This window comes from Sneathiella sp., from assembly GCF_047631475.1.
Taxonomy (GTDB): Bacteria; Pseudomonadota; Alphaproteobacteria; order Sneathiellales; family Sneathiellaceae; genus Sneathiella.
This window is the reverse complement of the sequence record NZ_JBLHZT010000009.1, coordinates 71,924-97,907: the sequence shown is the minus strand read 5'-3', so window position 1 is coordinate 97,907 and position 25,984 is coordinate 71,924. Positions and strand designations below refer to the sequence as shown.

27 protein-coding genes are annotated in these 25,984 nt (G+C 47.5%); 21 read left to right on the top strand and 6 right to left on the bottom strand.

What is annotated here, in order from left to right; all coding sequences use genetic code 11:
* Positions 1-6 precede the first annotated feature (6 nt).
* Complete coding sequence (phnY, locus tag ACJAYR_RS05865; RefSeq protein WP_415235734.1) at positions 7-1,443, top strand: phosphonoacetaldehyde dehydrogenase; 1,437 nt, start codon at positions 7-9, stop codon at positions 1,441-1,443.
* 189 nt (positions 1,444-1,632) lie between these two features.
* Here the strand turns inward: phnY and ACJAYR_RS05860 are convergent, their stop codons facing one another.
* Positions 1,633-2,046, bottom strand: coding sequence for a PaaI family thioesterase (locus ACJAYR_RS05860; protein WP_415235733.1), 414 nt, complete (start codon positions 2,044-2,046; stop codon positions 1,633-1,635).
* Between the two features lie 201 nt (positions 2,047-2,247).
* Here ACJAYR_RS05860 and ACJAYR_RS05855 point away from each other — a divergent pair, with 201 nt between their 5' ends.
* From ACJAYR_RS05855 to ACJAYR_RS05835, 5 genes are read left to right on the top strand one after another with little or no spacing between them, the layout of a single operon-like run.
* Positions 2,248-3,300, top strand: coding sequence for an ABC transporter ATP-binding protein (locus ACJAYR_RS05855; RefSeq protein WP_415235732.1), 1,053 nt, complete (start codon positions 2,248-2,250; stop codon positions 3,298-3,300).
* A 15-nt stretch (positions 3,301-3,315) separates the two neighbouring features.
* The gene (locus ACJAYR_RS05850) at positions 3,316-4,656 is read left to right on the top strand and encodes an ABC transporter substrate-binding protein (RefSeq protein WP_415235731.1); all 1,341 of its coding nucleotides are present in this window, start codon (positions 3,316-3,318) and stop codon (positions 4,654-4,656) included.
* A gap of 9 nt (positions 4,657-4,665) precedes the next feature.
* Positions 4,666-5,553: an ABC transporter permease gene (locus ACJAYR_RS05845; protein ID WP_415235730.1), complete on the top strand. Its 888-nt coding sequence runs from the start codon at positions 4,666-4,668 to the stop codon at positions 5,551-5,553.
* Positions 5,550-6,392, top strand: a complete 843-nt coding sequence (locus tag ACJAYR_RS05840) for an ABC transporter permease (RefSeq protein ID WP_415235729.1) — start codon at positions 5,550-5,552, stop codon at positions 6,390-6,392. Before ACJAYR_RS05845 ends, ACJAYR_RS05840 begins: the two co-directional genes overlap by 4 nt.
* A 58-nt stretch (positions 6,393-6,450) precedes the next feature.
* The gene (locus tag ACJAYR_RS05835) at positions 6,451-7,353 is read left to right on the top strand and encodes a ribokinase (protein WP_415235728.1); all 903 of its coding nucleotides are present in this window, start codon (positions 6,451-6,453) and stop codon (positions 7,351-7,353) included.
* Here the strand turns inward: ACJAYR_RS05835 and fghA are convergent.
* Both fghA and ACJAYR_RS05825 read right to left on the bottom strand, forming a co-directional pair.
* Positions 7,348-8,187 carry an S-formylglutathione hydrolase gene (fghA, locus tag ACJAYR_RS05830; RefSeq protein WP_415235727.1) on the bottom strand — a complete coding sequence of 280 codons (840 nt, stop codon included), beginning with the start codon at positions 8,185-8,187 and terminating at the stop codon, positions 7,348-7,350. The genes ACJAYR_RS05835 and fghA overlap by 6 nt on opposite strands.
* 3 nt (positions 8,188-8,190) lie before the next feature.
* Entirely contained in the window at positions 8,191-9,303 is a 1,113-nt protein-coding gene (locus tag ACJAYR_RS05825) for an S-(hydroxymethyl)glutathione dehydrogenase/class III alcohol dehydrogenase (protein WP_415235726.1), read from the bottom strand.
* Between the two features lie 239 nt (positions 9,304-9,542).
* Between ACJAYR_RS05825 and ACJAYR_RS05820 the strand changes: the two genes are divergently transcribed.
* Positions 9,543-10,298 carry a FadR/GntR family transcriptional regulator gene (locus ACJAYR_RS05820; protein ID WP_415235725.1) on the top strand — a complete coding sequence of 252 codons (756 nt, stop codon included), beginning with the start codon at positions 9,543-9,545 and terminating at the stop codon, positions 10,296-10,298.
* 29 nt (positions 10,299-10,327) lie between these two features.
* Here ACJAYR_RS05820 and can read toward each other — a convergent pair whose 3' ends face one another.
* Positions 10,328-10,969 (bottom strand): carbonate dehydratase, encoded by a 642-nt coding sequence (can, locus tag ACJAYR_RS05815; protein ID WP_415235724.1) that lies wholly within the window; start codon positions 10,967-10,969, stop codon positions 10,328-10,330.
* A 168-nt stretch (positions 10,970-11,137) separates the two neighbouring features.
* Between can and paaA the strand changes: the two genes are divergently transcribed.
* The 6 genes from paaA to ACJAYR_RS05785 all read left to right on the top strand — a co-directional run bounded on the left by paaA (position 11,138) and on the right by ACJAYR_RS05785 (position 16,560).
* Complete coding sequence (gene paaA, locus ACJAYR_RS05810; RefSeq protein ID WP_415235723.1) at positions 11,138-12,097, top strand: 1,2-phenylacetyl-CoA epoxidase subunit PaaA; 960 nt, start codon at positions 11,138-11,140, stop codon at positions 12,095-12,097.
* Positions 12,098-12,111: 14 nt separating this feature from the next.
* A complete protein-coding gene (paaB, locus tag ACJAYR_RS05805; RefSeq protein WP_415235722.1) occupies positions 12,112-12,411 on the top strand; it encodes a 1,2-phenylacetyl-CoA epoxidase subunit PaaB in 300 nt (99 codons plus the stop codon).
* A 25-nt stretch (positions 12,412-12,436) separates the two neighbouring features.
* Entirely contained in the window at positions 12,437-13,195 is a 759-nt protein-coding gene (gene paaC, locus ACJAYR_RS05800; RefSeq protein WP_415235721.1) for a 1,2-phenylacetyl-CoA epoxidase subunit PaaC, read from the top strand.
* Positions 13,196-13,202: 7 nt separating this feature from the next.
* The gene (paaD, locus tag ACJAYR_RS05795) at positions 13,203-13,697 is read left to right on the top strand and encodes a 1,2-phenylacetyl-CoA epoxidase subunit PaaD (protein WP_415235720.1); all 495 of its coding nucleotides are present in this window, start codon (positions 13,203-13,205) and stop codon (positions 13,695-13,697) included.
* A gap of 9 nt (positions 13,698-13,706) precedes the next feature.
* On the top strand, positions 13,707-14,786 hold the full coding sequence (gene paaE, locus ACJAYR_RS05790; RefSeq protein WP_415235719.1) for a 1,2-phenylacetyl-CoA epoxidase subunit PaaE: 1,080 nt from the start codon (positions 13,707-13,709) through the stop codon (positions 14,784-14,786).
* 109 nt (positions 14,787-14,895) lie between these two features.
* The gene (locus tag ACJAYR_RS05785) at positions 14,896-16,560 is read left to right on the top strand and encodes a glycosyltransferase family 4 protein (protein ID WP_415235718.1); all 1,665 of its coding nucleotides are present in this window, start codon (positions 14,896-14,898) and stop codon (positions 16,558-16,560) included.
* A gap of 5 nt (positions 16,561-16,565) precedes the next feature.
* On the opposite strand, the gene ACJAYR_RS05780 is transcribed toward ACJAYR_RS05785, so the two are convergent.
* A complete protein-coding gene (locus ACJAYR_RS05780; protein ID WP_415235717.1) occupies positions 16,566-16,904 on the bottom strand; it encodes a hypothetical protein in 339 nt (112 codons plus the stop codon).
* Positions 16,905-17,025: 121 nt separating this feature from the next.
* Here ACJAYR_RS05780 and ACJAYR_RS05775 point away from each other — a divergent pair, with 121 nt between their 5' ends.
* Positions 17,026-17,961 (top strand): glucosaminidase domain-containing protein, encoded by a 936-nt coding sequence (locus tag ACJAYR_RS05775; protein ID WP_415235716.1) that lies wholly within the window; start codon positions 17,026-17,028, stop codon positions 17,959-17,961.
* A gap of 2 nt (positions 17,962-17,963) precedes the next feature.
* Here ACJAYR_RS05775 and ACJAYR_RS05770 read toward each other — a convergent pair whose 3' ends face one another.
* The gene (locus ACJAYR_RS05770) at positions 17,964-19,193 is read right to left on the bottom strand and encodes a glycosyltransferase family protein (protein WP_415235715.1); all 1,230 of its coding nucleotides are present in this window, start codon (positions 19,191-19,193) and stop codon (positions 17,964-17,966) included.
* 585 nt (positions 19,194-19,778) lie between these two features.
* Between ACJAYR_RS05770 and ACJAYR_RS05765 the strand changes: the two genes are divergently transcribed.
* Genes ACJAYR_RS05765 through ACJAYR_RS05735 form a run of 7 tightly spaced genes read left to right on the top strand, consistent with a single transcriptional unit; the run spans position 19,779 to position 25,961 of the window.
* A complete protein-coding gene (locus tag ACJAYR_RS05765; RefSeq protein ID WP_415235714.1) occupies positions 19,779-19,967 on the top strand; it encodes a Flp family type IVb pilin in 189 nt (62 codons plus the stop codon).
* Positions 19,968-19,985: 18 nt separating this feature from the next.
* Positions 19,986-20,507: an A24 family peptidase gene (locus ACJAYR_RS05760; RefSeq protein WP_415235713.1), complete on the top strand. Its 522-nt coding sequence runs from the start codon at positions 19,986-19,988 to the stop codon at positions 20,505-20,507.
* Between the two features lie 6 nt (positions 20,508-20,513).
* On the top strand, positions 20,514-21,356 hold the full coding sequence (locus tag ACJAYR_RS05755; RefSeq protein ID WP_415235712.1) for an RcpC/CpaB family pilus assembly protein: 843 nt from the start codon (positions 20,514-20,516) through the stop codon (positions 21,354-21,356).
* Positions 21,353-22,720 (top strand): type II and III secretion system protein family protein, encoded by a 1,368-nt coding sequence (locus ACJAYR_RS05750; protein ID WP_415235711.1) that lies wholly within the window; start codon positions 21,353-21,355, stop codon positions 22,718-22,720. Before ACJAYR_RS05755 ends, ACJAYR_RS05750 begins: the two co-directional genes overlap by 4 nt.
* Positions 22,721-22,739: 19 nt before the next feature.
* Positions 22,740-23,366, top strand: coding sequence for a hypothetical protein (locus ACJAYR_RS05745; RefSeq protein WP_415235710.1), 627 nt, complete (start codon positions 22,740-22,742; stop codon positions 23,364-23,366).
* On the top strand, positions 23,363-24,595 hold the full coding sequence (locus ACJAYR_RS05740) for an AAA family ATPase (RefSeq protein ID WP_415235709.1): 1,233 nt from the start codon (positions 23,363-23,365) through the stop codon (positions 24,593-24,595). Before ACJAYR_RS05745 ends, ACJAYR_RS05740 begins: the two co-directional genes overlap by 4 nt.
* Positions 24,576-25,961: a CpaF family protein gene (locus tag ACJAYR_RS05735; protein WP_415235708.1), complete on the top strand. Its 1,386-nt coding sequence runs from the start codon at positions 24,576-24,578 to the stop codon at positions 25,959-25,961. The genes ACJAYR_RS05740 and ACJAYR_RS05735 overlap by 20 nt, the downstream gene beginning before the upstream one ends.
* The last annotated feature ends 23 nt before the right edge of the window (positions 25,962-25,984 follow it).

Below are 25,984 nucleotides of genomic sequence, written 5' to 3'. Positions count from 1 at the left end.
GCCAAAATGGGACATCCAACGGACATCCGCGTAGAAACTATGCGGATTGCAGGCGAAAAAGTGGCGACACCGGACGTTATTAATGTGGTTAATCCCTTTAGTAACAAGGTGGTCGGGACTATTCCAGCGGGTAAGGTCGAGCATGTAAGAGCGGCGTTTCAAACTGCGTCTGATTACCAGCCGACCCTGTCGCGGCACGACCGGTACGCTATTTTGCAAAAAACAGCGGATTTGCTTGTTGAACGCAAAGATGAAATTTCTGACCTGATTACGGCGGAGGCCGGACTTTGTAAGAAAGACAGTCTGTATGAAGTAGGCCGGGCTTATGATGTGTTCAGTCTTTCTGCCCGCTTGTGCATTCTGGACGATGGCGAGGTCTATTCCTGTGACATCACCCCTCATGGTAAAGAGCGGAAAATCTTTACCTTGCGGGAGCCATTGTCGGCAATTAGCGCAATTACACCCTTTAACCATCCGCTCAATCAGGTTGCGCATAAAGTCGCACCTTCTATTGCAACAAACAACTGTATGGTTCTCAAGCCTACAGAGAAAACTCCGCTCACGGCTTTGTTGCTGGCTGATATTCTGTATGAAGCCGGGTTGCCACCGGCGATGTTCTCTGTCGTGACCGGTCACCCGGAAGATATCGCAGATGAAATGCTGATCAATAAAGATGCTGAACTTGTGACCTTTACAGGCGGTGTCCCAATTGGAAAATATATTGCTGAAAAAGCAGGCTACAAACGCAAAATTCTAGAGCTTGGGGGAAATGATCCACTCATCGTTCTGGAGGATGCGGATCTTGATAAGGCTTCTGATCTGGCTGTCGCGGGGGCCTATAAAAATTCGGGTCAGCGCTGCACAGCAGTGAAACGCATTTTGGTTGCTGATAGCATTGCGGATGAGTTTGTTGCATTGCTGACAGAGAAAACAGCAAAAATAAAATATGGTGACCCGTTCGATGAAACCATGGATATGGGAACGGTTATTAACGAGGCGTCTGCCATCCAATTTGAAAATCGTGTGAATGATGCGATTGAAAAAGGGGCGGTCCTGAAAATCGGGAACAAGCGGGATGGCGCGGTTTATTCTCCGACTGTTGTTGATCACGTACCTTTTGATTGTGAGCTTGTCCGCGAAGAAACATTCGGGCCCGTCGCACCGGTTATCCGCTTCACGGATCTGGAGGATGCCATCCGTATTTCCAATTCTACGGCATTTGGCCTGTCCTCGGGCGTCTGTACAGATAACTGGCCTGCTATTCAGCGGTTGATCCGCGACCTAAAAGTCGGAACCGTCAATGTCTGGGAAGTGCCTGGTTATCGTATTGAGATGTCTCCCTTCGGCGGCATTAAGGATTCCGGTTTGGGGTATAAGGAAGGTGTTCTGGAAGCAATGAAGAGCTTCACAAATGTGAAAACCTATTCGTTGCCCTGGTCCTGATCCCGACCAGTATTGATAAGGAAAAGAAAACGGTTCGGTTCACGGATCGTTTTCTGCGCAATTTCTGGTCCTTCTTCCATCAATGAAGGGGGGCTCTTGTTAGGCGCCGGTGGTCCCCCTTGAAAGTCGCCTGTCATACAGCCGCTGATATTCCGGCTTGCAGATCAAGCGTTACCGAGTTGGCTCTCTTTAAGACCGGTTTGCGGGAAAGAGTTTAAAGACAGCTGTCGCGCTCAGGATTAACGCATCCTCAGCCCATAGATCTGTTCTTACAAAGGCTAGACTATTTGTCTTTTTGCGAAGTTCTGGACGGGCAGTGATCCAGCTGCCCGCAGGTGCGCCAGCCGCAAATTCAGTATTGAGAGAGATGGTCGCGCAAGGTCTGTCACTGGATTTGAAAACACAATGCCCCATAACTGTATCGGCGAAACCGACGAGGGCGCCGCCATGAATGACATTATTGGGATTGGAATGTCGATCATCTGTCTGAAAGCCAAACAAAAAGTCGCCACCTTCGAGTTGATGTAAATAATAGGGGCCAAGGTGCCCAATAAAGCCGGTTGTATGAGGGAGGGCCGTAAACCCTTCAGGTATCGAATTCATGAAACTTTCCGTTTTCTTTTCATCGTTTGGTTGAAAACTGTAGAATGAAAACACGGTATTGGCAATCTCTGTAATTTGATAAGTGCGGGGCTGTGAATTGAGAATAAACCTGAATTTTTCTTTCACGCTGTTTTGATAGGATTTCTTAAATAAACTCAGTACACTAAATCAAATCGATATTATAAAAATTATGAGAGTTTGATGAGTGGGCTGCGTTTGATTGGGTGTGTCACCGCGTTTGAGGATGGAAGGTCGATCGGTCCGATTGATCTAAGTCTACCCAATGGTCAGATGCTGGCTCTTCTGGGGGCATCAGGGTCCGGTAAAACGACGACCCTTCGTATGATTGCCGGACTAAACCCGATTAATGACGGTACCTTACTCTTTGGTGATCGGGATGTCACAGACCTGTCTGTTCGCCAACGAAAAGTCGGTATGGTTTTTCAGAATTTCGGACTGTTTCCTCATCTCAATGTGGCGGATAATATTACATTCGGATTGAGAATGGGGGGAGGGAGTAAAGATAAAAACAATGAGAAACTGAAGTGGATTGTTGAAAAAACGCACCTTCAGGGATTGGAAAACCGATTTTCAACGACCCTTTCAGGGGGGCAGAAACAACGGGTAGCCCTTGCGCGAACGTTAGTGATGGATCCAGAAATTCTTTTGCTGGATGAGCCGCTTTCAAATCTTGATGCAAATTTGAGAGAAGAAGTCGCCCTGTTTATTAAAGAATTGCAACAGGATTTGTCGCTGACAACAGTTTTCGTGACACATGATCAGAATGAAGCAATGATGCTTGCCGATCAGGTTGTTGTTATGGAAAACGGATCGGCCTTGCAGCAGGGGACCGCAAAAGATGTCTTCGAAAAGCCGCGGCATCGATCTGTTGCAGAATTTATGGGGGCGACCAATTTTTTACCCGCAACCATTTCAGGCCGTGAAACGGTCCGCTGCCCATTGGGCGAGCTTACCTGTCGGGAGGCTTCTGCCTATGCGATGGGCGAGGCGGTCACGGTAATGATCCGGCCAGAAAATATTGTAATGTCCGGAACTCAAACCGGGTCTCTTTGCGGCGAGGTGGTGTCTGCACGCTATCACGGGGGGTATGTTGTTTATATCGTAAGAATTGCAGAAGAAATGATCGCTGTTCAACATCAGAGCGCCGAACATTTCCCGGTAGGGGCGCATGTGTGGCTCCAGTTTGATACTCATTTTCTTTGGGTTATCCCGGAGAAACCAATTCGATTTTAACAGGAATAAGGTTCCATGAAATTATTTCAATCTTTGGGTCTGGCCTTTGTTTTGGGCGTCACCGCACTGTCACCGGTCAATGCTGCTGAGAAGGAGCTGGAGACCTTTAGAGACCAGTTTAATTCTGGGAAAATGTCCTGGGGAAAAGTGGAAACCCGTGCCAAGAAAGAAGGGGTGATCAACTGGTTTCACTGGGGCGGCAGCGAAGAACTGAATGCCTGGATTGAAACGGCTGTTGTTCCGCGTTTGAAGAAAAAAGGAATTACCTTAAAAACGACCCGGATTTCCGGTACCCGTGAAGCCGTTGATCTGGTGCTGGCGGAAATGCAGGCCGGTAAAGGCATTGGCGAGGGAACCGTTGACGCGATTTGGTTGAACGGTGACAATTTTTATACATTGGCCAGTCAAAATGCGCTCTTTGGTTCGTTTGCGGATAAGGTCCCCAATGCAAGAAATTTTATCTTTGATACAAATAATCCGGCGTCGCAATTAAATCTTTCTGATTTTGGAACGCCGACTTTGGCGCGCGAAATGCCCTGGTCCGGGGAACAGTATGTCTGTTATATTGATACTGCGCGATTGAAGCGGGCCGATGCCCCCACTGACTTTGGCGGGCTTGAAAAGTGGCTGGAAAATAATCCGGGCCGTTTTACCTATGTTAAACCGCCCCACTATGTTGGAAACACTTTTGTTCAGACGGCCTTATATGCGTTTAATCCTTCAGGACAGGGATATGTTGATTTCCAGAAATCGATTGATGAATTTACAGCCGAGGCCTTTGCTGAACTGGTGCGCCCGGGTTTCGACTATTTAAAACGCATAGAACCTAACCTTCTGGGGGGTGGTAAAGCCATTTTCCCTCAAAATCAAGCGGCCTTGCAGGCCATGTTCAATAACGGCGAAATCGATATGGGCTGTGAGTTTGGCCTCTATCTTGTTGCAAACAAGCGAGAAAACGGATCCTTTCCAGAAACAGCAGAAACCTTGGCGTTTCCAAAAAATGGTATGATCAAAAATAAGAATTTTTTGGCAATTCCTGCGAATTCTCCGCATCCGGCTGCGGCTCTCGTGTTTGCGAACATCATGTCCTCTGTCACGTTGCAGGTGTCCAAGTTGAAAACAATTGGATACCCGCTCGGTATCGATATGCAGACTTTGTCACCCATTGATCTTAAAGCCGTCAAAGCGGCGGCTCCGTCTCATTACGGTGTTACGGCTGAAGAGTTAGGGCAAGGGGCCGTAGCCGATACGAATGCGTCGCTGGTAAAGGTCATTGAAAAAATCTGGATCCAGTATATCGAAAGGCGTTCAAGCAAACCTTTTGAACAGATTGTCCGTGAGGCGATGAAGACATAGTCATTTGTCATGGTAAAAAGAGCGCCAACTTCGACCGTTAAGATTATCGCCGGGCTTGCACCGGCGATCATACTGTTGGCCGTTCTTTTTCTGGGGGCATTATCGCTAGGTATTGTACAAAGTTTTGGCTATGCGCCCCAATATGGCGTTAATGAATTTCCGACCGTTAAATATTACCAGCAATTATTTGCGGGAACCGGATTTTGGAAATCACTTGGACTGACATTTTATTATTCTGTTGTTCCGACCCTACTAGGGGCAGTGCTGAGCCTGATACTAAGCGTGATCCTTGCGCGGCGGTTCAAGGCACGTGGACTGATCCTGTTTTTGTATAAGATTCCGATGGTTGTCCCTTATCTTGTTGGTGTTAGCCTTGTTTTGCTGCTTTTCACAAACGGGGGATTATTTGCGCGGCTGTTTTATTCCGTGGGATTTATAGAAAGCCCGTCTGAGTTCCCACGCCTTTTACAAAGCTCAAGCGGTATTGGGATAATGATTGTCTATCTATGGAAACAGGTCCCTTTCATGACCCTGATGCTGTATTCCAATTTGCTTGTGCTGGGGCGAGAGCAGGAAGAAAGTGCGATGCTGCTGGGGGCTTCTGGCTGGCAGATTTTCTGGCACGTCACCTTTCCGCGCTTAACGCCGTCGCTGATAGGGGCAACGCTTATCGTGTTTGCGTTCAATTTTGGTGGCTTTGAAGTCCCGTTTATTTTGGGTGCTGGGTATCCGAACACACTGACTGTTGAGGCATGGCGGTTATTTAATGATGCTGACTATACCAACCGCCCTTCAGCGATGGCTGTTACGACAGTTATTACAATTGTTTCTGCGATTTGCCTTTTGGGATATCTGACATTTTACCGTCGCCTTGAAAGAAAGAGGGGGCGGATATGATCCGGGGCTTAAGAACCTGGCAGAAGATCGCGTTGGCTTTTTTTATCGGGGCGATTGTAGGACCTTTCGTGCCCCTTGCGGTGGCGTCTGTTTCATTTCGCTGGGGCTGGCCTGATTTGCTACCGTCTATTTGGTGGTGGGAAAAACGTGAAAGCGTGCGCCTCCCTCTCGCCTGGGATTATGTTTTTGATCCGGTTTCAAGGTTGCTGCCAGCCCTGCAAAATACAGTCTTGATCGCTGTTCTTGTGACCGTGGTGGCTTTGCTTTTTTCTATTCCAGCCGCCCGGGTTCTGGCGCGTCACCGGTTCGCGGGAAAGCCCGGCGTCGAACTTCTTCTCAGTACGCCCCTGATTGTCCCGGAAATAGCTTTTGGTATCGGGATGTTACTGATTTTTTTACAATTTGGACTTCAAGGGAACCTGTTTGCTGTCGCCGCGGCTCACCTTATCCCCGTGCTTCCGTATATGATCCGGGTTTTGACCTCTGTTTACACGGAGTTGGACAAGGGGATGTTAGAACAGGCCGAGCTTTTAGGTGCTTCTCGAATTCAGGTTTTCTGGTTTATTGAAATGCCTTTAATGCTGCCAGGCATTTTGGCTGCTGCGTTATTTTCAGTGCTGATCTCGACCAATATTTTTCTACTTACCTTTTACATTGGTCAGGGACAGGTGGATACATTGGCGACACTCCTGTTTACCAAAATAAGTGGTGGCGGGGCTCTTGATCCTGTCGCTGCTGCCTTTACGTTAATAATTACGGTACCGGGGTTGTTGTTTTTGGCCTTTAGTCAACGGGTGTTGAAAGAAGAAGTCTTTGCAAGCGGAATCAGCCGCAGCTAGCAGATGGCAAAACAGGAGGGGGTGCCCCTTCATTAAGCAGATGGGATTAACAGTAAAAATGATTGTTGTTTTCGGATCCATTAATATTGATCAAGTCTATCAAATGCAGTCCTTACCGGCACCGGGCGAGACGATCCTTGGGGATCAGTATATGCAAGTCCCCGGGGGAAAAGGGGCTAATCAGGCTTTGGCAGCCCGGCGGGCCGGTGCGGATGTTACAATGATCGGCGCTGTGGGGGATGATGTGAATGCGGGCGCAGCCGTCTCATTAATGCTTGAGGACGGGGTGGAATTGTCAGCTCTTAAAAGAACGATCAGACCGACGGGCTGTGCCTCTATTTGGGTTGATCAGAATGCAGAAAATTCCATTGTTGTTGTTTCTGGAGCCAATAATGATGCGACGGCAGATCAGGTTAGTGATGATGTGCTTGAAAGTGCGGCCTATCTTTTGTTGCAAATGGAGGTCCCCAGTTCAGAAAATTGGACGTTGATATCACGGGCAAAGAAGTTCGGTGTTAAAAGTATTTTGAACCTTGCGCCTGCGGGTTTAATACCGGAATCAGTTTTGCACGATCTGGATTATCTGGTTGTCAATGAAGGAGAAGCGGCGGCAATAGCCAGGCAACACGGTCTGGATACGCTTTCCAGCGATGAACTGGTTGTTGAGCTGGCATCGCGATATGATTTATGCGTCATCCTGACATTGGGCGCAAGCGGCGTTGTTGCCGCAGAAGAGGGTTGGTTGACGCGGGTGCCTGCGATGAAGATCACGCCAGTTGATACCACCGCGGCCGGAGATTGTTTTATTGGCGTTTTCGCAGCCGCCTTGTCTGATGGAAAGAATCTCCATGATGCGTTGCAAGCCGCAACCGCGGGTGCAGGATTGACCTGTTCGGTCGCGGGCGCGCAGTCCAGTCTTCCAAACAAAGATAAAATAGAGAAAGCCCTGAAAGAGCTATAGGGCTTTCAATATCTTTGAATGATGCAGTAAATGGTCTTCCATAAAAGACTGGATAAAATAATAGCTGTGATCATAGCCAGAATGGCTGCGATAGATGATCGGTTGGTCCGCAGCCTTGCATGCCTGTTCAAATAGGTGGGGGTTCAGTTCCTGTTCAAGAAACGCATCTGCCTTTCCTTGATCTATAAGAATTGGATGCGGCGTCTGAACGTTAGTTACCAACGCAACAGCATCATATTCGGCCCACTCGGCTTTGTTATCTCCCAGATAGCCGTTAAACGCCTTTTGGCCCCACGGACATTGGCTGGGCGCACAAATCGGAGCAAAAGCGGTAATGGAAGCGTATTGCTCTGTATTTTTCAGCCCGATCGTCAGTGCCCCGTGGCCTCCCATGGAATGCCCCATGATGCCAGCGGGTCCATTATCCGACGGAAAATGCGCTGCAATAAGGGAAGGAAGTTCCTTTGTTATATAGGAATACATTCGGTAGTTTTTTGACCATGGCGCCTTGGTAGCATCCAGATAAAACCCGGCCCCGGTTCCAAAATCCCAGCTCTCATCCTCGCCGTCGATCATTGCGCCGCGCGGACTGGTATCGGGCATCACAAGCATTAGTCCAAGCTGCGCGGCCACTCGCTGTGCGCCGGCTTTGATGGTTGCGGTTTCCTCTGTACAGGTCAGCCCTGCCAGATAATATACCACGGGAACTGGCTCGTTTTTGGCAGACGGTGGTGTATAAACGGCAAACTGCATGTCTGTGCCAGTTTCTTGTGAGCGGTGTTCGTAAAAACCCTGAGTTCCGCCAAAGCAGCTTTGTTCTGATCGTGTTTTCATGGGTCAGTCAAACGTTACAACGCTACGAATGGATTTACCTTCATGCATCAGGTCAAATCCTTTGTTGATCTCCTCAATCGGCATGACATGCGTGATCATTTCGTCAATATTGATTTTCCCGTCCATATACCAATCGACGATTTTAGGAACATCTGTCCGGCCTTTGGCCCCACCAAAAGCGGTGCCTTTCCATACGCGTCCAGTGACCAGTTGGAAGGGACGGGTGGAAATCTCCTGTCCGGCGCCTGCCACACCAACGATGATGCTTTCACCCCAGCCTTTATGGCAACATTCAAGGGCCTGCCGCATGGTATGGACATTGCCAATACATTCGAATGAATAGTCGGCACCGCCCTTTGTAAGGTCCACAAGATAGCTGACCAGGTCTCCCTCAACCTCGTTCGGGTTTACAAAATGGGTCATACCAAATTTCGCCGCAAGCTCCTTCCTGCTGTTGTTCAGGTCGATACCAACGATCATGTTGGCACCTGCAAGCCGGGCGCCCTGTATAACGTTCAGACCAATTCCGCCCAGACCAAAGATAACAACATTGTCGCCCGGTTTGACTTGCGCAGTATTGATCACTGCGCCAATGCCTGTGGTCACACCGCATCCGATATAACAAACCTTTTCAAAGGGGGCATCTTTGCGGATCTTGGCAAGCGCAATTTCTGGGACGACCGTATAATTGGCGAAAGTGGAACAGCCCATATAGTGGTAAATTTTTTCACCGTTAATCTTGAAACGACTGCTGCCGTCGGGCATCAATCCTTGACCCTGTGTTTCGCGAATTGCCTGACACAAATTGGTTTTGCCACTGGTGCAATAACTACATTGACGGCATTCCGGTGTGTAGAGCGGAATAACATGATCGCCTTTTTCAAGCGTCGTAACGCCGGGCCCGACATCAACAACGATACCGGCACCTTCATGGCCCAGAATAGCTGGAAAAACACCTTCGGGATCGTCGCCAGAAAGTGTGAAAGCATCAGTATGGCAAATGCCGCTTGCTTTGATTTCAACAAGAACTTCGCCAGCTCTCGGACCATCCAGTGTTACTGTTTCAATTGAAAGAGGGGCGCCGGCTTTTATGGCAACAGCTGCTTTTACATCCATCGGAATTGGCCTTTCTGAAGACTGTTCTATTGGGTTAATTTTTCGCAGTTCCAAGGATGAAGTGCAAGACATTAAATGTGTGAAGGTCCCAGCATATATCATCTATAAATTTTATTTATAGTATAATAAAAAACTTAGTATATTGATTTATATTTAATTAATATTATGCTATCTCAACGTGTACCGCTTATTTTGTAAGCGGACAAAGTTTAAAAGCGTCATTTAAAGTGGGGGCGGAAATGACACGGTTAGGTAATCGGCACTATCCACGTGGAGGTATCCATGGAAGGGTGGTTCATGAATTGGGGCAGGATATTGTTGGTGGTCGCTATAAGCCGGGTGACAAATTACCCGGAGAGGGCGAATTTCTGGAAATGTTCAAGGGCAGCCGAACAGCAATCCGCGAAGCATTCAGGGTTTTAACGGCAAAGGGTTTGCTGGAAGCAAAACAGCGGGCGGGGACACGCGTTCGGCCACGAAGCTGCTGGAATCTTCTTGATCCAGATATTTTGGCGTGGCAGTCAGAAGTTCAGCAGGACCACGGATCCGTTGTTCAAATGATGGAGTTGCGTCAATGTTTTCAACCCGGCATTGCAAATCTTGCAGCCCAAAGGGGTAGTCTTGATCAACTGGCATTGCTGGATGGATTTCAACGCCAGATGGAGGATGCTGAAGAAGTCAGGGATCAGGCGCTTTTCTTTAAAGCGGTCAGAAATTTCCACGGATGTCTGTTTGATTGCTGCCGGAATGACCTTGCAAGCCGTCTCAATGATGTGGTGGATGTTGTGTTGGTGGCGCTTTACCAAACGACAGACAACAGTCTGGAGCGTCAGGCATTTGGAATGGCGGGCTGGTATCGTCTTGCCGTCGAGAAGATAATGGCAAGGGACGGTGTTTCGGCCGAACGGCTTTTTCATAACCTGATAGAAAACGAGCGGTCGCTCCTAATTGCTCCAAAAAAGTCGACGCCTCATTTTCAGTCCAAAGTTGCCTGACCGCCAAAAGGCCAAATCGGCAGACGTATTTAGCTTCTGATCTGATAAGCTTCGTGGATTTGATTGATGCTCGAAATGTCGACATTCATGTCACGGATAAGGCCATCATGTAAGCCGTAGACCCATCCATGGACGGTCACTTTTTGATTGTTACGCCATGCCTTTTGCAAAATCGATGTTTTGCCAACATTGCGTACTTGTTGAATGACGTTCAACTCACAAAGCCTGTCGACTTTGGCCTGTTCGTCTTCAATGGCAGATAATTCTTCGTAATTTGCCTTCAGGATATCTTTGATGTTGGCGAGCCAATTGTCGATCTGTCCATGATCACTGTCGCTGATTGCTGCCCGGATACCGCCGCAATTATAATGACCGGTAACAATGATATGCTCAACCTTTAGGATCTCGACCGCATATTGAATAACCGCCAGACAATTCATGTCACTATGCGGTACGATATTCGCAACATTCCGATGCACGAAAAGTTCTCCGGGATCCATGCCGACAATTTCATTCGCCGGCACGCGGCTGTCAGAGCAGCCAATCCATAAATAGTTTGGTCGCTGAATATCGCGCAAGCGCGAAAAATATTCCTGGTCGAGCTCCAGTTTGGATTGCGCCCATTCTTTGTTGCGCTCGAATAAATCTTCTGGTGTTGGCTTGTCACACATTCGCGTTCTCCTGTTCGCCAGAAAATACCCAAGCTTTTCAAATTTTCAAGTAAAACAAAAATTCCGGGCTTTTGAACTCAGCAAATTTAAATGATACATTATTTATTGATTTTGAAAAAATTATGTATCATATTAGAAATCAAGATTGAGCTGGAGAGGAAAACCGGGATGGATGAGCAGAATTTGGCCGCGCTTGAAGAGGCCTTTCAAGCGAAAGTGGACGCTGAACTAAAAATCGAACCGAAAGACTGGATGCCTGAGGGGTATCGTAAATCTCTGATCCGGCAAATTTCTCAGCATGCCCATTCGGAAGTCGTCGGTATGCTGCCAGAAGGAAACTGGCTGACACGGGCGCCGTCCTTGAAACGCAAAGCCATTTTAATGGCAAAAATCCAGGATGAAGGCGGACATGGACTGTATCTATATAGTGCAGCCGAGACTCTTGGTATTTCCCGCGATGAAATGTATGAGCAGCTTCATACGGGGAAGGCAAAATATTCCAGCATTTTCAATTACCCAACTTTGAACTGGGCCGATATCGGCGCGATTGGCTGGCTGGTTGATGGTGCTGCCATTACCAATCAGATTGCCCTTTGCCGTTGTTCTTATGGCCCCTATGCCCGCGCAATGGTGAAAGTCTGTAAAGAAGAAAGCTTTCATCAGCGTCAGGGATACGAAATCATGATCAAGATGGCGCAAGGGACGCCTGAACAGAAAGAGATGGCCCAAGATGCGATTAATCGCTGGTGGTGGCCTGCTTTGATGATGTTTGGGCCACATGATGCAGACAGCCCGAGGACAGGCCAGTCCATGAAATGGAAAATTAAACGCACATCCAATGATGAACTTCGTCAGCGGTTTATTGATGCGACTGTTCCGCAGGCCGATTATCTGGGCCTGAGCATACCGGATGACAAACTTGCATGGAACGAAGAAACAAAGTCCTACGATTGGGGTGAAATCGATTGGGATGAGTTTGCAAATGTTGTTGCTGGCAATGGCTTGTGTAATCGCGAACGGTTGCAAACTCGCAGAGATGCCCATGATGGTGGTCAATGGGTTCGGGAGGCAGCCCTTGCCCATGCAGAGAAAAAGCGTAAACGCGCGCAAGCTGCCAAAGCAGCTTAACGAAGGAAATTATAATGTCAGACACTCAACGTAAATCTGAATTCCCACTTTTCGAGGTCTTTATTCGAAGTAAAAACGGGCTGCATCACAAACATGTCGGTAGCTTGCACGCCCCCGACGCTGAAATGGCGCTCACGAATGCCCGTGATGTTTATACGCGCCGCAGTGAAGGCGTTAGTATCTGGGTTGTGAAAACAGAAGATATCGTGACCTCAAGCCCTGAAGATAAAGGGGCTTTTTATGATCCAAATGACGAGAAAATGTATCGCCATCCAACATTTTACGACATTCCCGATGAAGTTGGCCATATGTGATCTGAACTGAATTTGGGAAATGATAATGTCAAATAATAAAGATTTATTCGAGTATCTCGTCCGACTTGGAGATAACAGCCTGATTTTGGGTCAGCGTCTTGCGGAATGGTGCGGTAAGGCACCTGTTCTTGAAGAAGAACTGGCTTTGATGAATGTCGGGCTGGATCTGGTTGGACAGGCTCGGCTGTTGCTTGATTATGCCGGGAAGGTTGAAGGCAAAGGTCGCGACGAAGACGCTTTGGCTTTTCATCGGGACGCGCAAGCATGGCGAAACCTTTTATTGGTCGAGCAACCGAACGGCGATTTCGCCAAAACAATGGCCCGTCAGTTTTTCTTTGATTGTTTTCAGTATGTGCAATTTGAAGCTCTTTGTTCTTCTGCCGATCAAACGCTCTCAGAAATTGCCGTAAAATCGTTGAAAGAAATAACCTATCACCGACGTCACAGCAGTGACTGGGTTATTCGGTTAGGGGATGGTACTGAAGAAAGCCATGAACGTATGCAAACCGCGATCAACGAACTTTGGGGCTTCACACCTGAAATGTTTGATATGGATGCGGTCGACGATGCAATGGCCAAAGCTGGTATCGGCGTTGATACAGCTTCCTTGCAGGAAAAATGGGATGCCATGGTTGATGCCGTTTTGGAAGAAGCAACCTTGGTGCGTCCAGAGGTGACCTGGTCCGTCCGCGGTAGCAAGGTTGGGAAGCATTCTGAACATCTTGGATATATTTTGGCGGAAATGCAATTTCTTCCAAGGGCCTATCCTGACGCAAAATGGTAGTCGTCTAATGGAACCGAACAATGCAACAGGGGATATAGAAGCGGTCAGGCAGGTGCTGGAACAGGTGAAAGATCCGGAAATACCCGTTTTGACAATCGAAGATATGGGTATTGTTCGGGGTATCGCGTTTCTGGCAGACGGGGTTCAGGTCTCGATTACACCAACCTATTCAGGCTGCCCGGCGATGGACACGATTGCCGAGGATATTCAGGTCGCCTTGACATTGCATGGATATAAAGACGTTAACGTAAAAACAGTGTTGACGCCTGCTTGGTCGACTGACCTTATTTCAGAAAACGGAAAGAAAAAACTGGAAGAATTTGGCATTGCGCCACCGTCATCCAGTGCAAAGGCGGCATTGCTGGGGCGCGAAACAGTGCGGTGCCCGCAATGCAAGTCTGAAAATACAGAAAAAGTTAGTGAATTTGGTTCGACGGCATGCAAGGCACTCTATAAATGTGTCGATTGTCTTGAACCGTTCGATTATTTCAAATGTGTCTAGGGAACGAATATGAGTGTTTTTCATAGTTTAACGATTTCAGATGTTGTGCGGGAAACGAAAGATGCGATTTCTGTATCATTTGATGTTCCTGAAAAACTGCGCGATGCCTATCGGTTTGAGCAAGGTCAGCATTTGACCTTAAAAGCTGAAATAAACGGGGAGGATGTTAGAAGGTCCTACTCGATTTGTAGTGCCGTTGGGGATCCAGAACTTAAAGTGGCCATTAAAAAAATTGATGATGGTGTTTTTTCCACATTCGCCAACGAAAATTTCAAACCAGGGCAGGTCATGGATGTCATGGTGCCGCAAGGGCGGTTTAATACACCACTAGATCCGACCCACTCGAAAAACTATCTGCTTGTCGCTGCTGGAAGCGGAATAACACCGATTATTTCTATTCTTAAAACCATCTTGAAAACCGAAGAAAAAAGTAAAGTGACGCTGATATACGGTAATCGGACGGTATCGAGTATTCTGTTTCTTGAGCAGATTGAAGATCTTAAAAACCAGTATCAAAATCGGTTGAACCTGATTCATATACTGAGCAGAGAAGAACAGGATGCGGCCCTGTTTAATGGTCGGATAAATCGGGAGAAATGCGAAACATTGTTCGGCGGCGCTTTGGACGTCCGGTCATTCGATGATGCGTTTATCTGTGGCCCTGAAAGTATGATCATGGATGTTCAGGGCTTTCTAATCGATAACGGTCTGTCAAAAGACCATATTCATTTTGAGCTGTTCATAACAGACGCTGCGATCGCTGCCGCCAATAAACCGAAACAAGACCCACATGCGAATGATGCTGGGCCCGAACATACTGTCTCGGTAATTCTCGACGGACAAACAACAGAAGTGGGTATCCCTGAAGAAGGTGTATCCATATTGGATGCGGCCCTTGAAAAGGGTGTCGACCTGCCCTTTGCTTGTAAAGGGGGGGTATGCAGTACATGCCGCGCCAAGGTTATTCAGGGAGAGGTTCGGATGGATCTGAACTACGCACTTGAAGATGATGAAGTCGCGGAAGGGTTTGTCCTTACCTGCCAGTCTCACCCGACAAGTGATGATGTCATTGTAGACTTTGATGCATAATAAATAATCCTCTTCTCTTCAGGATATATTTATTTTCGCCCGTTATTCCCTTACCCTACCGCAAGTTATTCAGCGGGCCTTGAAAAAAGGGTCGGTATAGGGGGAACGGGTGAGCAATAAACGAAATGCAGCTATTTTCTACGAGCAAGAAGGATTTAGCACGGGCGGGGAACGTCTTCTGGGACGACAATCTGCTGGAGAAAGCTTTCTTAAAGGGTATTTGAAGTTTGGGGCTCAGGATCAGCTTTATTGCTATACGGACCACCCGGGAAAATTTAAGGCATTCGAAAGCCAGATCGCGTCCTGGTCTGATCAGGCTCCGCCTTCAACATGGATAAACCCCATGACACTCGGGCGTATGAGCGAGCCGGGGTGTCTGTTTTATTCTGGACCTTCAATCGGTCCGTTTGCCTGGCAACGGCGACATATCGGGAGCAATAGTTTTAGCCTTTGCGGATTGACGCATACCATTTCTTCGATGGAAGTCATGGATACGTTTGGCGATCTTGCTATTGCACCGTTTGAAGAATGGGATGCCTTGATCTGCACATCTGTTTCGGTGAAAAAAACGGTTGAACACGTGCTCGCAAACTATTCCGAGTATCTGGAGCAGAGAAATGGTGGAAAGGTTAAATTACCCGTCCAGCTGCCGATCATTCCTCTTGGAATTAATTGTGACGATTTTGCTGAGACGCCAGAAAAATTGGCATGGCGTAAAAGCTTCAGAGAAACTCACAATATTGGCGCGGATGATATTGTTATTTTATATGTTGGCAGACTTGCCGCACATGCAAAGGCGCATCCTCTTCCGATGTATCAGGCGCTGGAAATTGCAGCTGCAAAAACCAACAAAAAATTGCATTTGGTACAAGCCGGCTGGTTTGCAACGGCGGCAATTGAAAATCAGTTTAGAAGTGGCGCGCGAAAATTTTGTCCGTCTGTGAATTGTATCTTTGTGGATGGTCGGGATATGGACGTCCGTACAAATATCTGGCAGGCTGCCGACATCTTTACTTCCTTGTCGGATAACATTCAGGAAACGTTTGGAATAACACCGGTCGAGGCGATGGCCGCAGGGTTGCCCATCGTTGCAACCGATTGGGATGGGTATCGAGAAACCGTGCGTCACGGGATTGATGGATTGCTGGTCCGAACGACCATGCCGGCCGCGGGATGCGGTTTGGATTTGGCCTATCGATATCAGGTTGGCATTGATAGCTATGACCGGTATGTCGGTCAGGTCGGGCTGTTTACCAATGTCGACACACAGGACTGCGCCAACGCTTACCTAACTCTGATTGAAGACAGTGCTTTGCGGAAAAAGATGGGGGCAGCAGGTAAAGCACGGGCTAACGCGGTATACGACTGGAACGTTCTAATTCCGACCTATCAGGATTTATGGACAGATCTTGCAGACCGCCGCACAAAGGCGGAGACAAATGCTTTTCGAACACCTGTACCGTTGCGGGACGATCCCTTTAAACTTTTCGCGCATTATCCGACTGAACAGATGAAACCTCAGACAAGAATAAGGATTTGTGAAAATGCTGTAGGAAACGTCGAAAAATATCTGGGTGACACAATGGGCAATGGGGCATCGATAATCATGCCAAACGCTGCCACCATCGAAGACTTCGTTAAGGTCATTGCTGATGCTGACACAATGTCGCTTCAAGAGCTGGCAACAGCCTTTAAAATGCCCATTGGGAAAATGATCAGGATCGCAGGTTGGCTCGCGAAAATGAACCTAGTCTCGGTGGTGAAAGCTGAATAGAGTGATTAATAGGACGGCAGCGTTTCAATCGTGCAATTCCCTGTCGTGTACATATTTTCCAGAGCGCAGTTGCGGTCGAAAATAACGACAAGGTTGCCTTTGCATTCACGAAAAGAAACCCAATATTCTTTTCCGTTGACGATGCTGCCACTGGCATGGGTTTCCAAACGGTCTAGGATTGAGACGGCGCGAACAGATTTTCCGGTCAGATCTAATTCTGACTGAGCTTTTTGTAAATTGGCGTCACATTGAAGATTCCCATGGGCATCTTGCGCCAAGGATGTTGTTGTTATTCCCACTGATAAAATGGCAATCATTGCAGCCATTATTGAGAATTTCTTCATTTGCTCACCATATGCGTTAAAGTACAAGAGAATGAGGCTTATTATTGGGTAGTTGTCTAAAGAAGTACAGGAGCAGTCGACAAAAATGTGCGCTGGTCACTTTAAAAATGGGGAATAGATTTTGAAGCAGGCTCTTGTAACTTTTGTTCTTGGCATTTTGATTGTCGGGCTGGTTGGATATTATAACTATGGCGGGTTTTTTTCTTCCAAAGGGGATGCTCATCCCAGGGAAACAGTGCGTTTTTCGACCATTAAAGATTTGGACAAGTATTTCGCTCTTCATGAAATGTCAGTAGAGAAATGGCGGGCGGGGGAGGCCCAAATTCCGAGAATTTTGCTTCAGGACATTCCTTCGAAATGGCCAGAACATGCCTTGGAAAATGTGACAGTTGAGAAAAAGAAAGCGCTGTTTTTAAGGTTTTCCATTCCTCTTGTTCTGATCGCTAACGAAGAAGTAAAAGCGGAACGCAAGACAGTATTGAGATTTCTTTCAAAAACGGAGTTGGACAACGGCGACAAAAAACGGGTCAGGCGTCTTGCGCAGAAATATAAGCTGGACAAGGATACCCCCCTTCGGAAATTGTTGACGCAGCTTAAAACCCGGGTTGGCCCAATTCCTGTGTCTTTGGGGGTTGCCCAAATGATTGAAGAAAGCGGTTGGGGGACTTCACGTTTCGCCATCGAAGGCAATGCATTATTTGGTCAATGGAGTTTTTCCAAAGGTATGAAACCAAAAGAGCAGCGAGCAGAAAAAGGGGATTATCGTATTCGTTCGTTCAAGACCCCGCTAGACTCTGTCCGAGCATATATGTTGAACCTGAACACAAATCAGGCATATGCCGCTTTTCGAAAAGAGCGTAGTCGACGATTAAATGCGGGAGAGGCGCTAAAAGGGGCATCAATGATCGCTTTTCTCAAATCCTATTCGGAACGGGGTGAAGAATATTTATCGTCTATCCGTTCGATCATCGCTTCCAACAAACTGGCACCGTTTGATCGAGCCAAGTTATCTTCCGGCCCAACTGTGGAATTCATACCCTCTGTTTTTGCCGGATAGGGTTATCCGTCTGCTTTGCGAAAAGAAAGTGTATTTTTTTCTCTCGATTTGTCTCTTTCATTAAACCGCAATTGTGCTAGCCGGTTCACATTTGTCAGGCCGTCTAGAAGCCCTGGAATTACTGTTTCGGACGGTTTTTTCTGCTGCGAAAGATGTTTAAGAGCGGTGGTCATCGTTGATGCAGATCGAACTCCATCGTCAATAAGGACACTGATCAGGCCCAGCTCAGCCGCCCGGGTCGCCCGAATATACTGTTCCAGACGTGGGACCGTTCGCGGGATAATAAGGGCTCTTTTATCCATCGACAGGACTTCGCAAAAGGTATTATAGCCTCCCATTGCGACGACTGCGGAAGCCTTGGACATCAGGCTTTCCATATGATTGTCAAACGTGACAGCCCTTACCATATCTAGTTTTGAAATCCGGTCCCGAAAAGAGTTTTGCGTTTCGGGCGGCATGAACGGACCGAACACAAAGAGCGCTTTGATAGGGGGCGGATTGCCAGATTCGTAGGCTCTCAAGACCCAGTCAATAAGGACTTCACCATCGCCGCCCCCGCCAACAGTGATCAGGGCATATGGTGCGTCCAGTTCCTCAAGTATTGCAGGTTCTGCGCCAACCGATACCGCTCGGGGCAAGTATCCAGTATAGGTGATTTTACGTTTTACATCTGCAGGCAGGGCGATTTCCTGTAGCGGATTGTATAACTGCTCGATACCAAAAACCCAGATATCATCATAGAGATCCTGAAGGGCGGGCAGAACGTTTTTGCGTTTCCATTCGGGCACCAGCAGCGCGGGGTCATCCAGGACGTCCCGAAGACCCAAAACAAGCCGCGTGCCTTTTGTTTTCAGGAACCTGAGAGTTTCTTCCACCTCTCCTCTTAGTCCAAAAGGTTCTTTGTCGACAATCAGGATGTCCGGATCGAACGTCTCTGCTGTGTGGCGAATGATGGAGGCACGCATTGCCAATGTCTGCTCTGTATCAATGTGCAGGCTTAGAGAGGTATATTCACCGTTTCTCAGTTTTATGATGCCCGGAATTCTGACGAAATCTACCCGCGCTTTAAAATCAAAACTCCCAATAATTGGAGAGCCTGACAAAATTAGGACTGACAGGTTTTGGTTCTGTTCGACGAGGGCATGGGCAAGTGTCCGGCATCTTCTCAGATGCCCCAGGCCAAAAGAGTCGTGGCTATAAATCAGGATGCGCCGTGCGCTGTCTTTCGTCATTATGCCTTCCCTCTCCGTATACGGAGTCAAGCAACCACCTTAAGTATCTTAATCCGGTATAGCCTCCTTAACATCAGAATGCACCAGGAAATTGGCCGCTTATTTAAGAATTTTGGTATTGCCGGGCAAAATGGCAGCCCCATTTCTACGATTGGGTTTCTAGAGGTCTTTAATATTTGGTGATTCTATGATCAAAAATTCACACGTAAATAGAGAAGAATAATGCAATAAGGCTTCAATTATTTCTTCCATATAAGGGTATGGTTGACCATCTAATATGCCTTTTATTTTCATCTGTTAAATACCTTTCCGATAATAAATAACTTTTTAATTCTCTTTTTTAGAAAAAAATTGATGACTCTTTAATATAAATTTTTTATATAAAATTTGATGATTCATTAGTTTGGTTGATTATTTGGCGCGTTTTTCTTATGTTTTTGCCATTTTGCAGGCCTTTGTTAGTTAAAGAAGTGGGCTCTTTGTTCTGAACGCCATGAATTGTCTATACAGCTCTGCCTATTAACAGCACTGACAGGTGTGTCGGCATGGGCTTAATAATAAAAAGCAATCAAGAGGTGATTTAATATGAATTTCATTAAGAATTTTTATAAATGTGAAAGCGGCGTTACATCTGTGGAATATGCGCTGCTCGCAGCAGCGGCGGCGGCTGTTGTCGGAACTGCGGGAAGTGCCTTTTATGGCCGGGTCAGCGAAGCCATGGGAAATATTCAGTTTGGTGGTGGCGCCGGTGGCGGCGCATCGAGTGGCGATTAACGGTTAAGGACGGTGCCGATGCCGGAATCGTTAACTTTTCTCAAATTCATGACGTTTTTGATACCCATCATTGCAATCTTTTTCCTTTGCTATGCTGGCGTAATGGATTTGCGGTTTCGGATCATACCGAACCGGGTATCGGTATTCCTGATTATTCTGTTTTTCAGTTTTTATGGTCTGTCAGCCCGTAAAATTGACCTGCCCCTTCATTTGTTATGGGGCGGTATTACATTTTTATTTCTGCTCGGGTTATATGCCATCAACAGGCTTGGCGGCGGCGATGTAAAATTATTGGCATCCGCTGCCCTATGGTGCGGGCCTATTGCGGGGCCAGAATTCTTACTGCTGACAAGTTTGTTCGGTGGCGTGCTGGCGTTAGTTGCCCTTCTTCCAATGCCTCAGGCGTTATGGGGGTGGGCAAAAATTCGGTTCAATATGTCTGAAAGCCTGTTCTTGTTTCCGAACCAACATTCGGTGCCCTACGGTCTGGCCATCGCGGTCGGAGCCTCTTACGGGATATGGCAAGCCTATGTGGTGTAATCGAAAATGAAGTCATCCATCTTTTTCTTTTGCTGCATTCTGTTCTTGGGCGCCGCCGTATATTTGGGGTTTATGCTGCCCGGCTGGTCGAGTGTGATCGTGCCGACACAGGCAAACAACCAGATTACTGAGTTAGAGAAGCTGGCGGTGGTGACAGAAGATATTGCGCCCGGCAGTATTCTTGGCATTGACAGTTTATCTGGAGCGCGTCGGCCTAATCCAGCGTATAAATTTTATCTGTTGAGCGATGTTGAAGCGCGTGCCGATCGATATTTTTCTGTTGATGCCGCCGTTCTCCGCGGGGAGCCAATACCGGTTGGCGCAATCACCTGGATTTCCGAAAATGAGTTTCTTCGAAAAACCCTCCGAGAAGGGCATCAGGCGCTCTCTTTGAGTAGCCGTGAAATGGCACTGAACAGGGTCGATATCAATCCGGGTGATTACCTGGATCTTTATCTTACGGTCGCGTTGAACGGTCTGACATCGAAAACTGAGACCGTCCTGCTCGCATCCAATATCCGCGTTCTTAAAACCCATCCTGAAACATCCGGGGACGCGGCTCGCCTGTCCGATTTAATCGTTGAAATACCGGACGGGCAAGTCACGACCTTTCGCAACTGGAAGACACGGGGCCAACTGTCAGTGTCGGTTTTGCCGAATAGTCAAACACGACAGGGGCATGCAAAAAAGCAGCAAATCATTTCGGCATCTCTTCAGCGGTTGCAAAGATCATTGGAAGCCCTTGTTCAGCCGGCAAAAATTCCTGCTCGACCTATTATTATCCAACGGGGTCAGGAACGGTTTGTTTTTGAAAGGCAGCCTGATCTGAAGCGAGGAACAAGCCAATGAGGATCCGCCTGCTTCTAATAATATTTCTGTTTTTCTTCGGTATGGTCGGGGTTCAGGCGCGTCCGACCCTTTATTTGAATGTGAACGAGGGACATCTTCAAAAGCCAAGCCAGCCAGTACAGGATATTTTAATTACAAATCCGGAAATCGCGGACGTCCAGATTACACAGGGAAATGGACTTTTTATTTATGGCAAGAGTCCGGGTATTACCCACATCGTAGCGTTAGGGGCCGGGGACAAAATCTTGTTTGACCGAATAATAGAGGTGCAGCGAGATTTGGGTCGACTGAGAGCCGTTCTGAACGCGGAGTTTCCCAATGAAAATATTGCGGTCTCTGTTTCGCCTGGCAGTTTGATGATGTCTGGGGAAGTGTCGGATCCTCAGATTATGGATCAAATGCTGTCTGTGGTGAAAGGTTATCTTGGCAAAGAGGAGACACTCATCAACAAGATGACGCTTGCCTCTGCATTGCAAGTGAACCTGAAGGTTCGAATTATGGAAATGAACAGAAGGGCAACCAAGGATCTGGGTATCAATTGGGATATTCTTCTAAAGCCCGGTTCATTTGCGATTGGACTGATTGCAGGCCGCAACCCGCTTACGCTTAACGACAAGATCCTGCCGAAACTGGGGTTGAGCGGGCAGGGTAGTAGTGGGCTTATTGGGCTGGACGGAAGTTCGGGAAGTCTGAATGCGGTGATTGATGCGATGGTTGAAGATAACCTCGTGACGGTTCTGGCAGAGCCAAATCTGACCTCACGATCGGGAAAAACGGCCAGTTTCTTTGCGGGGGGCGAGTTTCCAATTCCTGTGGCAGCGTCTAACGATCGTATTACGGTAGAATTTAAAAAATTCGGCGTCATTCTCGATATGACCCCAACGGTGCTTTCAAATAATCGTATCCGCCTGCATATTCGCCCGGAGGTGAGCGAATTGTCGACAGCGGGCGCAGTTGTCATTCAAAATATTACAGTTCCGGGAATTTCTATTCGACGAACCGAAGCGACAATCGAGCTGGCAAGCGGACAAAGCTTTTCAGTAGCGGGTTTATTGCAAAACCAGCAACGAAACCTGGTGAGCGAGGTCCCATGGTTGGCCGATATCGATGTGTTGGGAGCCTTGTTTCGGTCTCAGAAATTTCAGAAATCTGAAACCGAGCTTGTGATGATTGCAACGGCCCATATCGTTCGGCCTCGGGATACAGATGACTTTAGGTCTCCGTTGGAGGGGCTGAACCTATCGTCACCGGATGTTATTCAAAAGACTGGAAAACTGTTGAATGAACAATCGCCCGCGACGTTAAAACAACTGAATACGCCTTCCGGAAATTCCCCACCGAAGACACACGGATATATTTATTGAAGGGATATGAACGGTGATTATGGGATTAACACTATCTAGGAAAACGCCAACGGGTTTTGTTCTTGTCCTGACCCTGTTATTGGCAGGATGTGTACCAGACAAAAGACCCTCACAGACGTTTCAGAGTTCAACAGTAAACCCAGCATTGGTTCAGACTGTATCAGAGGAGACTTTTTATTTTCGCGGTGTCAATAAAGAGTATGTCACCGCGCAGTCTGTTTCGTTCATTGATTATTTTAGCAGCCTTGATCAAACCAATATCCACCAGATTATGCTTATTCCTCAATCAGACTGGCATAAGCAGGAAATGTCCAAACGGATGGTCGGAACGATCGAGGCGACGAAATTCAGGAAGCCTGTTTTTCTTGGCATGATTGACAAGCAGCCGGGGCTTTATGCTTTTAAGATGCAGATAACCCGGCTGGGGCTCTCCACCGATTTATGCAACGTCCATTTTGGCTCAGGTCAGTCAGGGTGTGCGGTGGCCACCAATCGCGCCTTGATTTTGGCAGATCCTGCTGAACTGGTGAGAGGGAGGCGCCTTGCGAACCCATTGGGGGTATTTGAAGAAAAGACAGTGCTGGATGCAAAAATGGACAAAGTGCGTCCGTTAGGACGCCAGAACATATCGGTGAACGACCAATGAGGCCAGAGAATTTCAAAACGCCGGACAACCAGATCGAGACCATACAGGCCTTTGTTCACGATCGCGCTACGGAAGGGCAGCTCAAATCCTGCTTTGAGGCCTTTGACCTTTTGAATTATCAAATAATGCAGGGTGGGTTGGAAGATGCCATCCGGGTTTTTCGGGAGGAACCCTCTCCTTCGCTATTAATTGTTGATATTTCACATTCCGACATGCCCTTGTCAGGCATGGAAGAGCTGGCAAAAGTCTGTGCTCCTTATGTAAAAGTCTTGGCGATTGGCTCAGAAGACAAAGTGGGATTGTACCGAAATCTAATCATGCGCGGTGTTTCTGACTATCTTGTAACGCCTTTGCCGCAGGAATTATTGCAGGCGACGATCTCAAAAATTGCTCTGGGATCGCCCGCCTCCGCATCGGACCCCAAAGCCGGGAAAGTTCTGGGCGTATTTCATGCCAGCGGGGGGACGGGGGCAACTACGATTGCATGTTCGTTATCGCATGTTTTGTCAGCGGAATTCGGCCGGCGAATAATGTTATTGGATTTGGATGTCGGGTCGGGAGGAGCAAGCCTGCTTTTCGGACTCGATGGAAATAAAGGGGCGGCTGATCTGTTCAAGCATCCTGAACGCATGGATGATTTACTTGTGCAACGCGCGGCCCAGCAGATTAATCCAAGGCTGGATTTTTTGGGAAGCTCTGAAGTAATGGTCAATCCTTCGAGTTTTTCAGAGGAAGAGTATGCGAGATTACTGGGGGTTTTAAAACCAAAATACCATTATGTTATTTTGGACGTTCCATACCATTTGTCGCAAACCGGTTTAACGCCGTTAAGACTATGTGATCATGGCCTCTTTATCGTTGAACCGAGCATACAGTCCATTCGAAATATAAAAAAAATAATGGATTATTGCTCTGACGATTTGGGGCACCCGTTTCAGATGACGGTTATTTTAAACCACAGCAGACCTCTAAAAAAATCAGGGCCGGCTTTAGATCAGATCGAAGCTTATTTAGAAAGGCAGATTGATCACATTATTCCGTTCGATGCCGCGTCTATCGGACAGGCAGAACTGAATGCAGTTCCTCCAAGCCAGATAAAAGGTAAATTTTCACAGCAGGTTATGCTTCTGGCAGGTCGATTGAGTGGGCAGGAATTAAAGAACGAGAAGCATTCTGTTTTCTCATTTTTCAAAGGAAGGCAGGGGATGCATGTTCGGAAGAAAAAATGAAACTGACCCGGAGACCGGGTTTCGTGGATTAAAGGACGAAGCGCAAGACTGGATTGGATCCCCGCTGGAAGGCAATCCAGACAGGGTCACATCAGCGAAGCCCATTGTCGATCCTGAGCTTAGCGCCCTTGTTCGGGAGCAGTTTTTTAAGATGATCAATCCTGCAATAGCGCTCGCCTTACCAAAGGAAAGCTTATCAATCAAGGTGATTGAAGCCGTAGCAAAGATTGTGGATCAGGAAAAAATTCCGTTGAATTGGCAGGAACAAAGTCAGATCGCGACAGAGCTACTGAACGATCTGATTGGTTTGGGGCCAATTGAAGCTCTGTTACAGAATGAGAGTGTCGCGGACATTCTCGTCAATGGTCCGGATAGTATCTTTATTGAAAAAAATGGGCAGTTGGAACAGACGGATTTATCTTTTCGTGACGAGGCCCATCTCTTGCAGGTTGCTCGGCGGATTGCTATTTCGGCGGGTCGCCGCATTGACGAAAGTAGCCCAATGGTGGACGCCCGTCTGGTTGATGGAAGCCGCGTCAACATCATCATTCCACCGCTTTCTGTTTGCGGAACGGTTATTTCAATTCGAAAATTTCCATCCAAGCAGATCAATCTGTCCTCTTTGGTTCAAAAGACGAGCCTGACGGAACTGATGGCGGACTTTCTGAAAATTGCCGCAAAGGCTCATTTGAATATTCTGATTTCTGGTGGAACGGGTGCCGGGAAAACAACAGTTCTTAATGCCCTTTCCGGAGAGATTGGCGTGACAGAACGGGTTGTCACCATTGAAGACGCGGCAGAGATCGATTTGCAGCAACCTCATGTAATTAGTCTTGAAACTCGTCAGAAAAACTCTGAAGGGGCGGGTGAAGTCTGTCAAAGGGATCTGTTGAGAAATGCCTTAAGGATGCGGCCGGACAGGATCATCATTGGAGAGGTCAGAGGGAATGAAGTGCATGAAATGCTTCAGGCGATGAATACGGGGCATGATGGTTCTATGTCGACAATTCACGCAAACTCTGCGCGGGATGCCCTGTTGCGCGTTGAAGATTTGTTGTTGTCCTATCAACAGAACTTCAATGCGGGCGCAGTTAAACGACAGATCGCTTCTGCACTGGACCTGATCGTCCATGTCGCCAGAGATTATACGGGCCACCGGTATATTCACTCAATTACAGAAGTCAGCGGCCTTGAAGGGGATGTGATTACAACTCAGGATCTGTTCACTTTTGAGCGAACTGCCGGCGGAGATGAAGGGATTTTTGAAGGTGATTTCGTGTTTTCCAAAATTCGGCCTTGCTGTGAAGCCAAAGTTCGACGTTACCATTTAGGAGACGCATTGGAAAAGGTCCTGAATAGCGGATGAACCAATTTCTCAGCATTTATGGA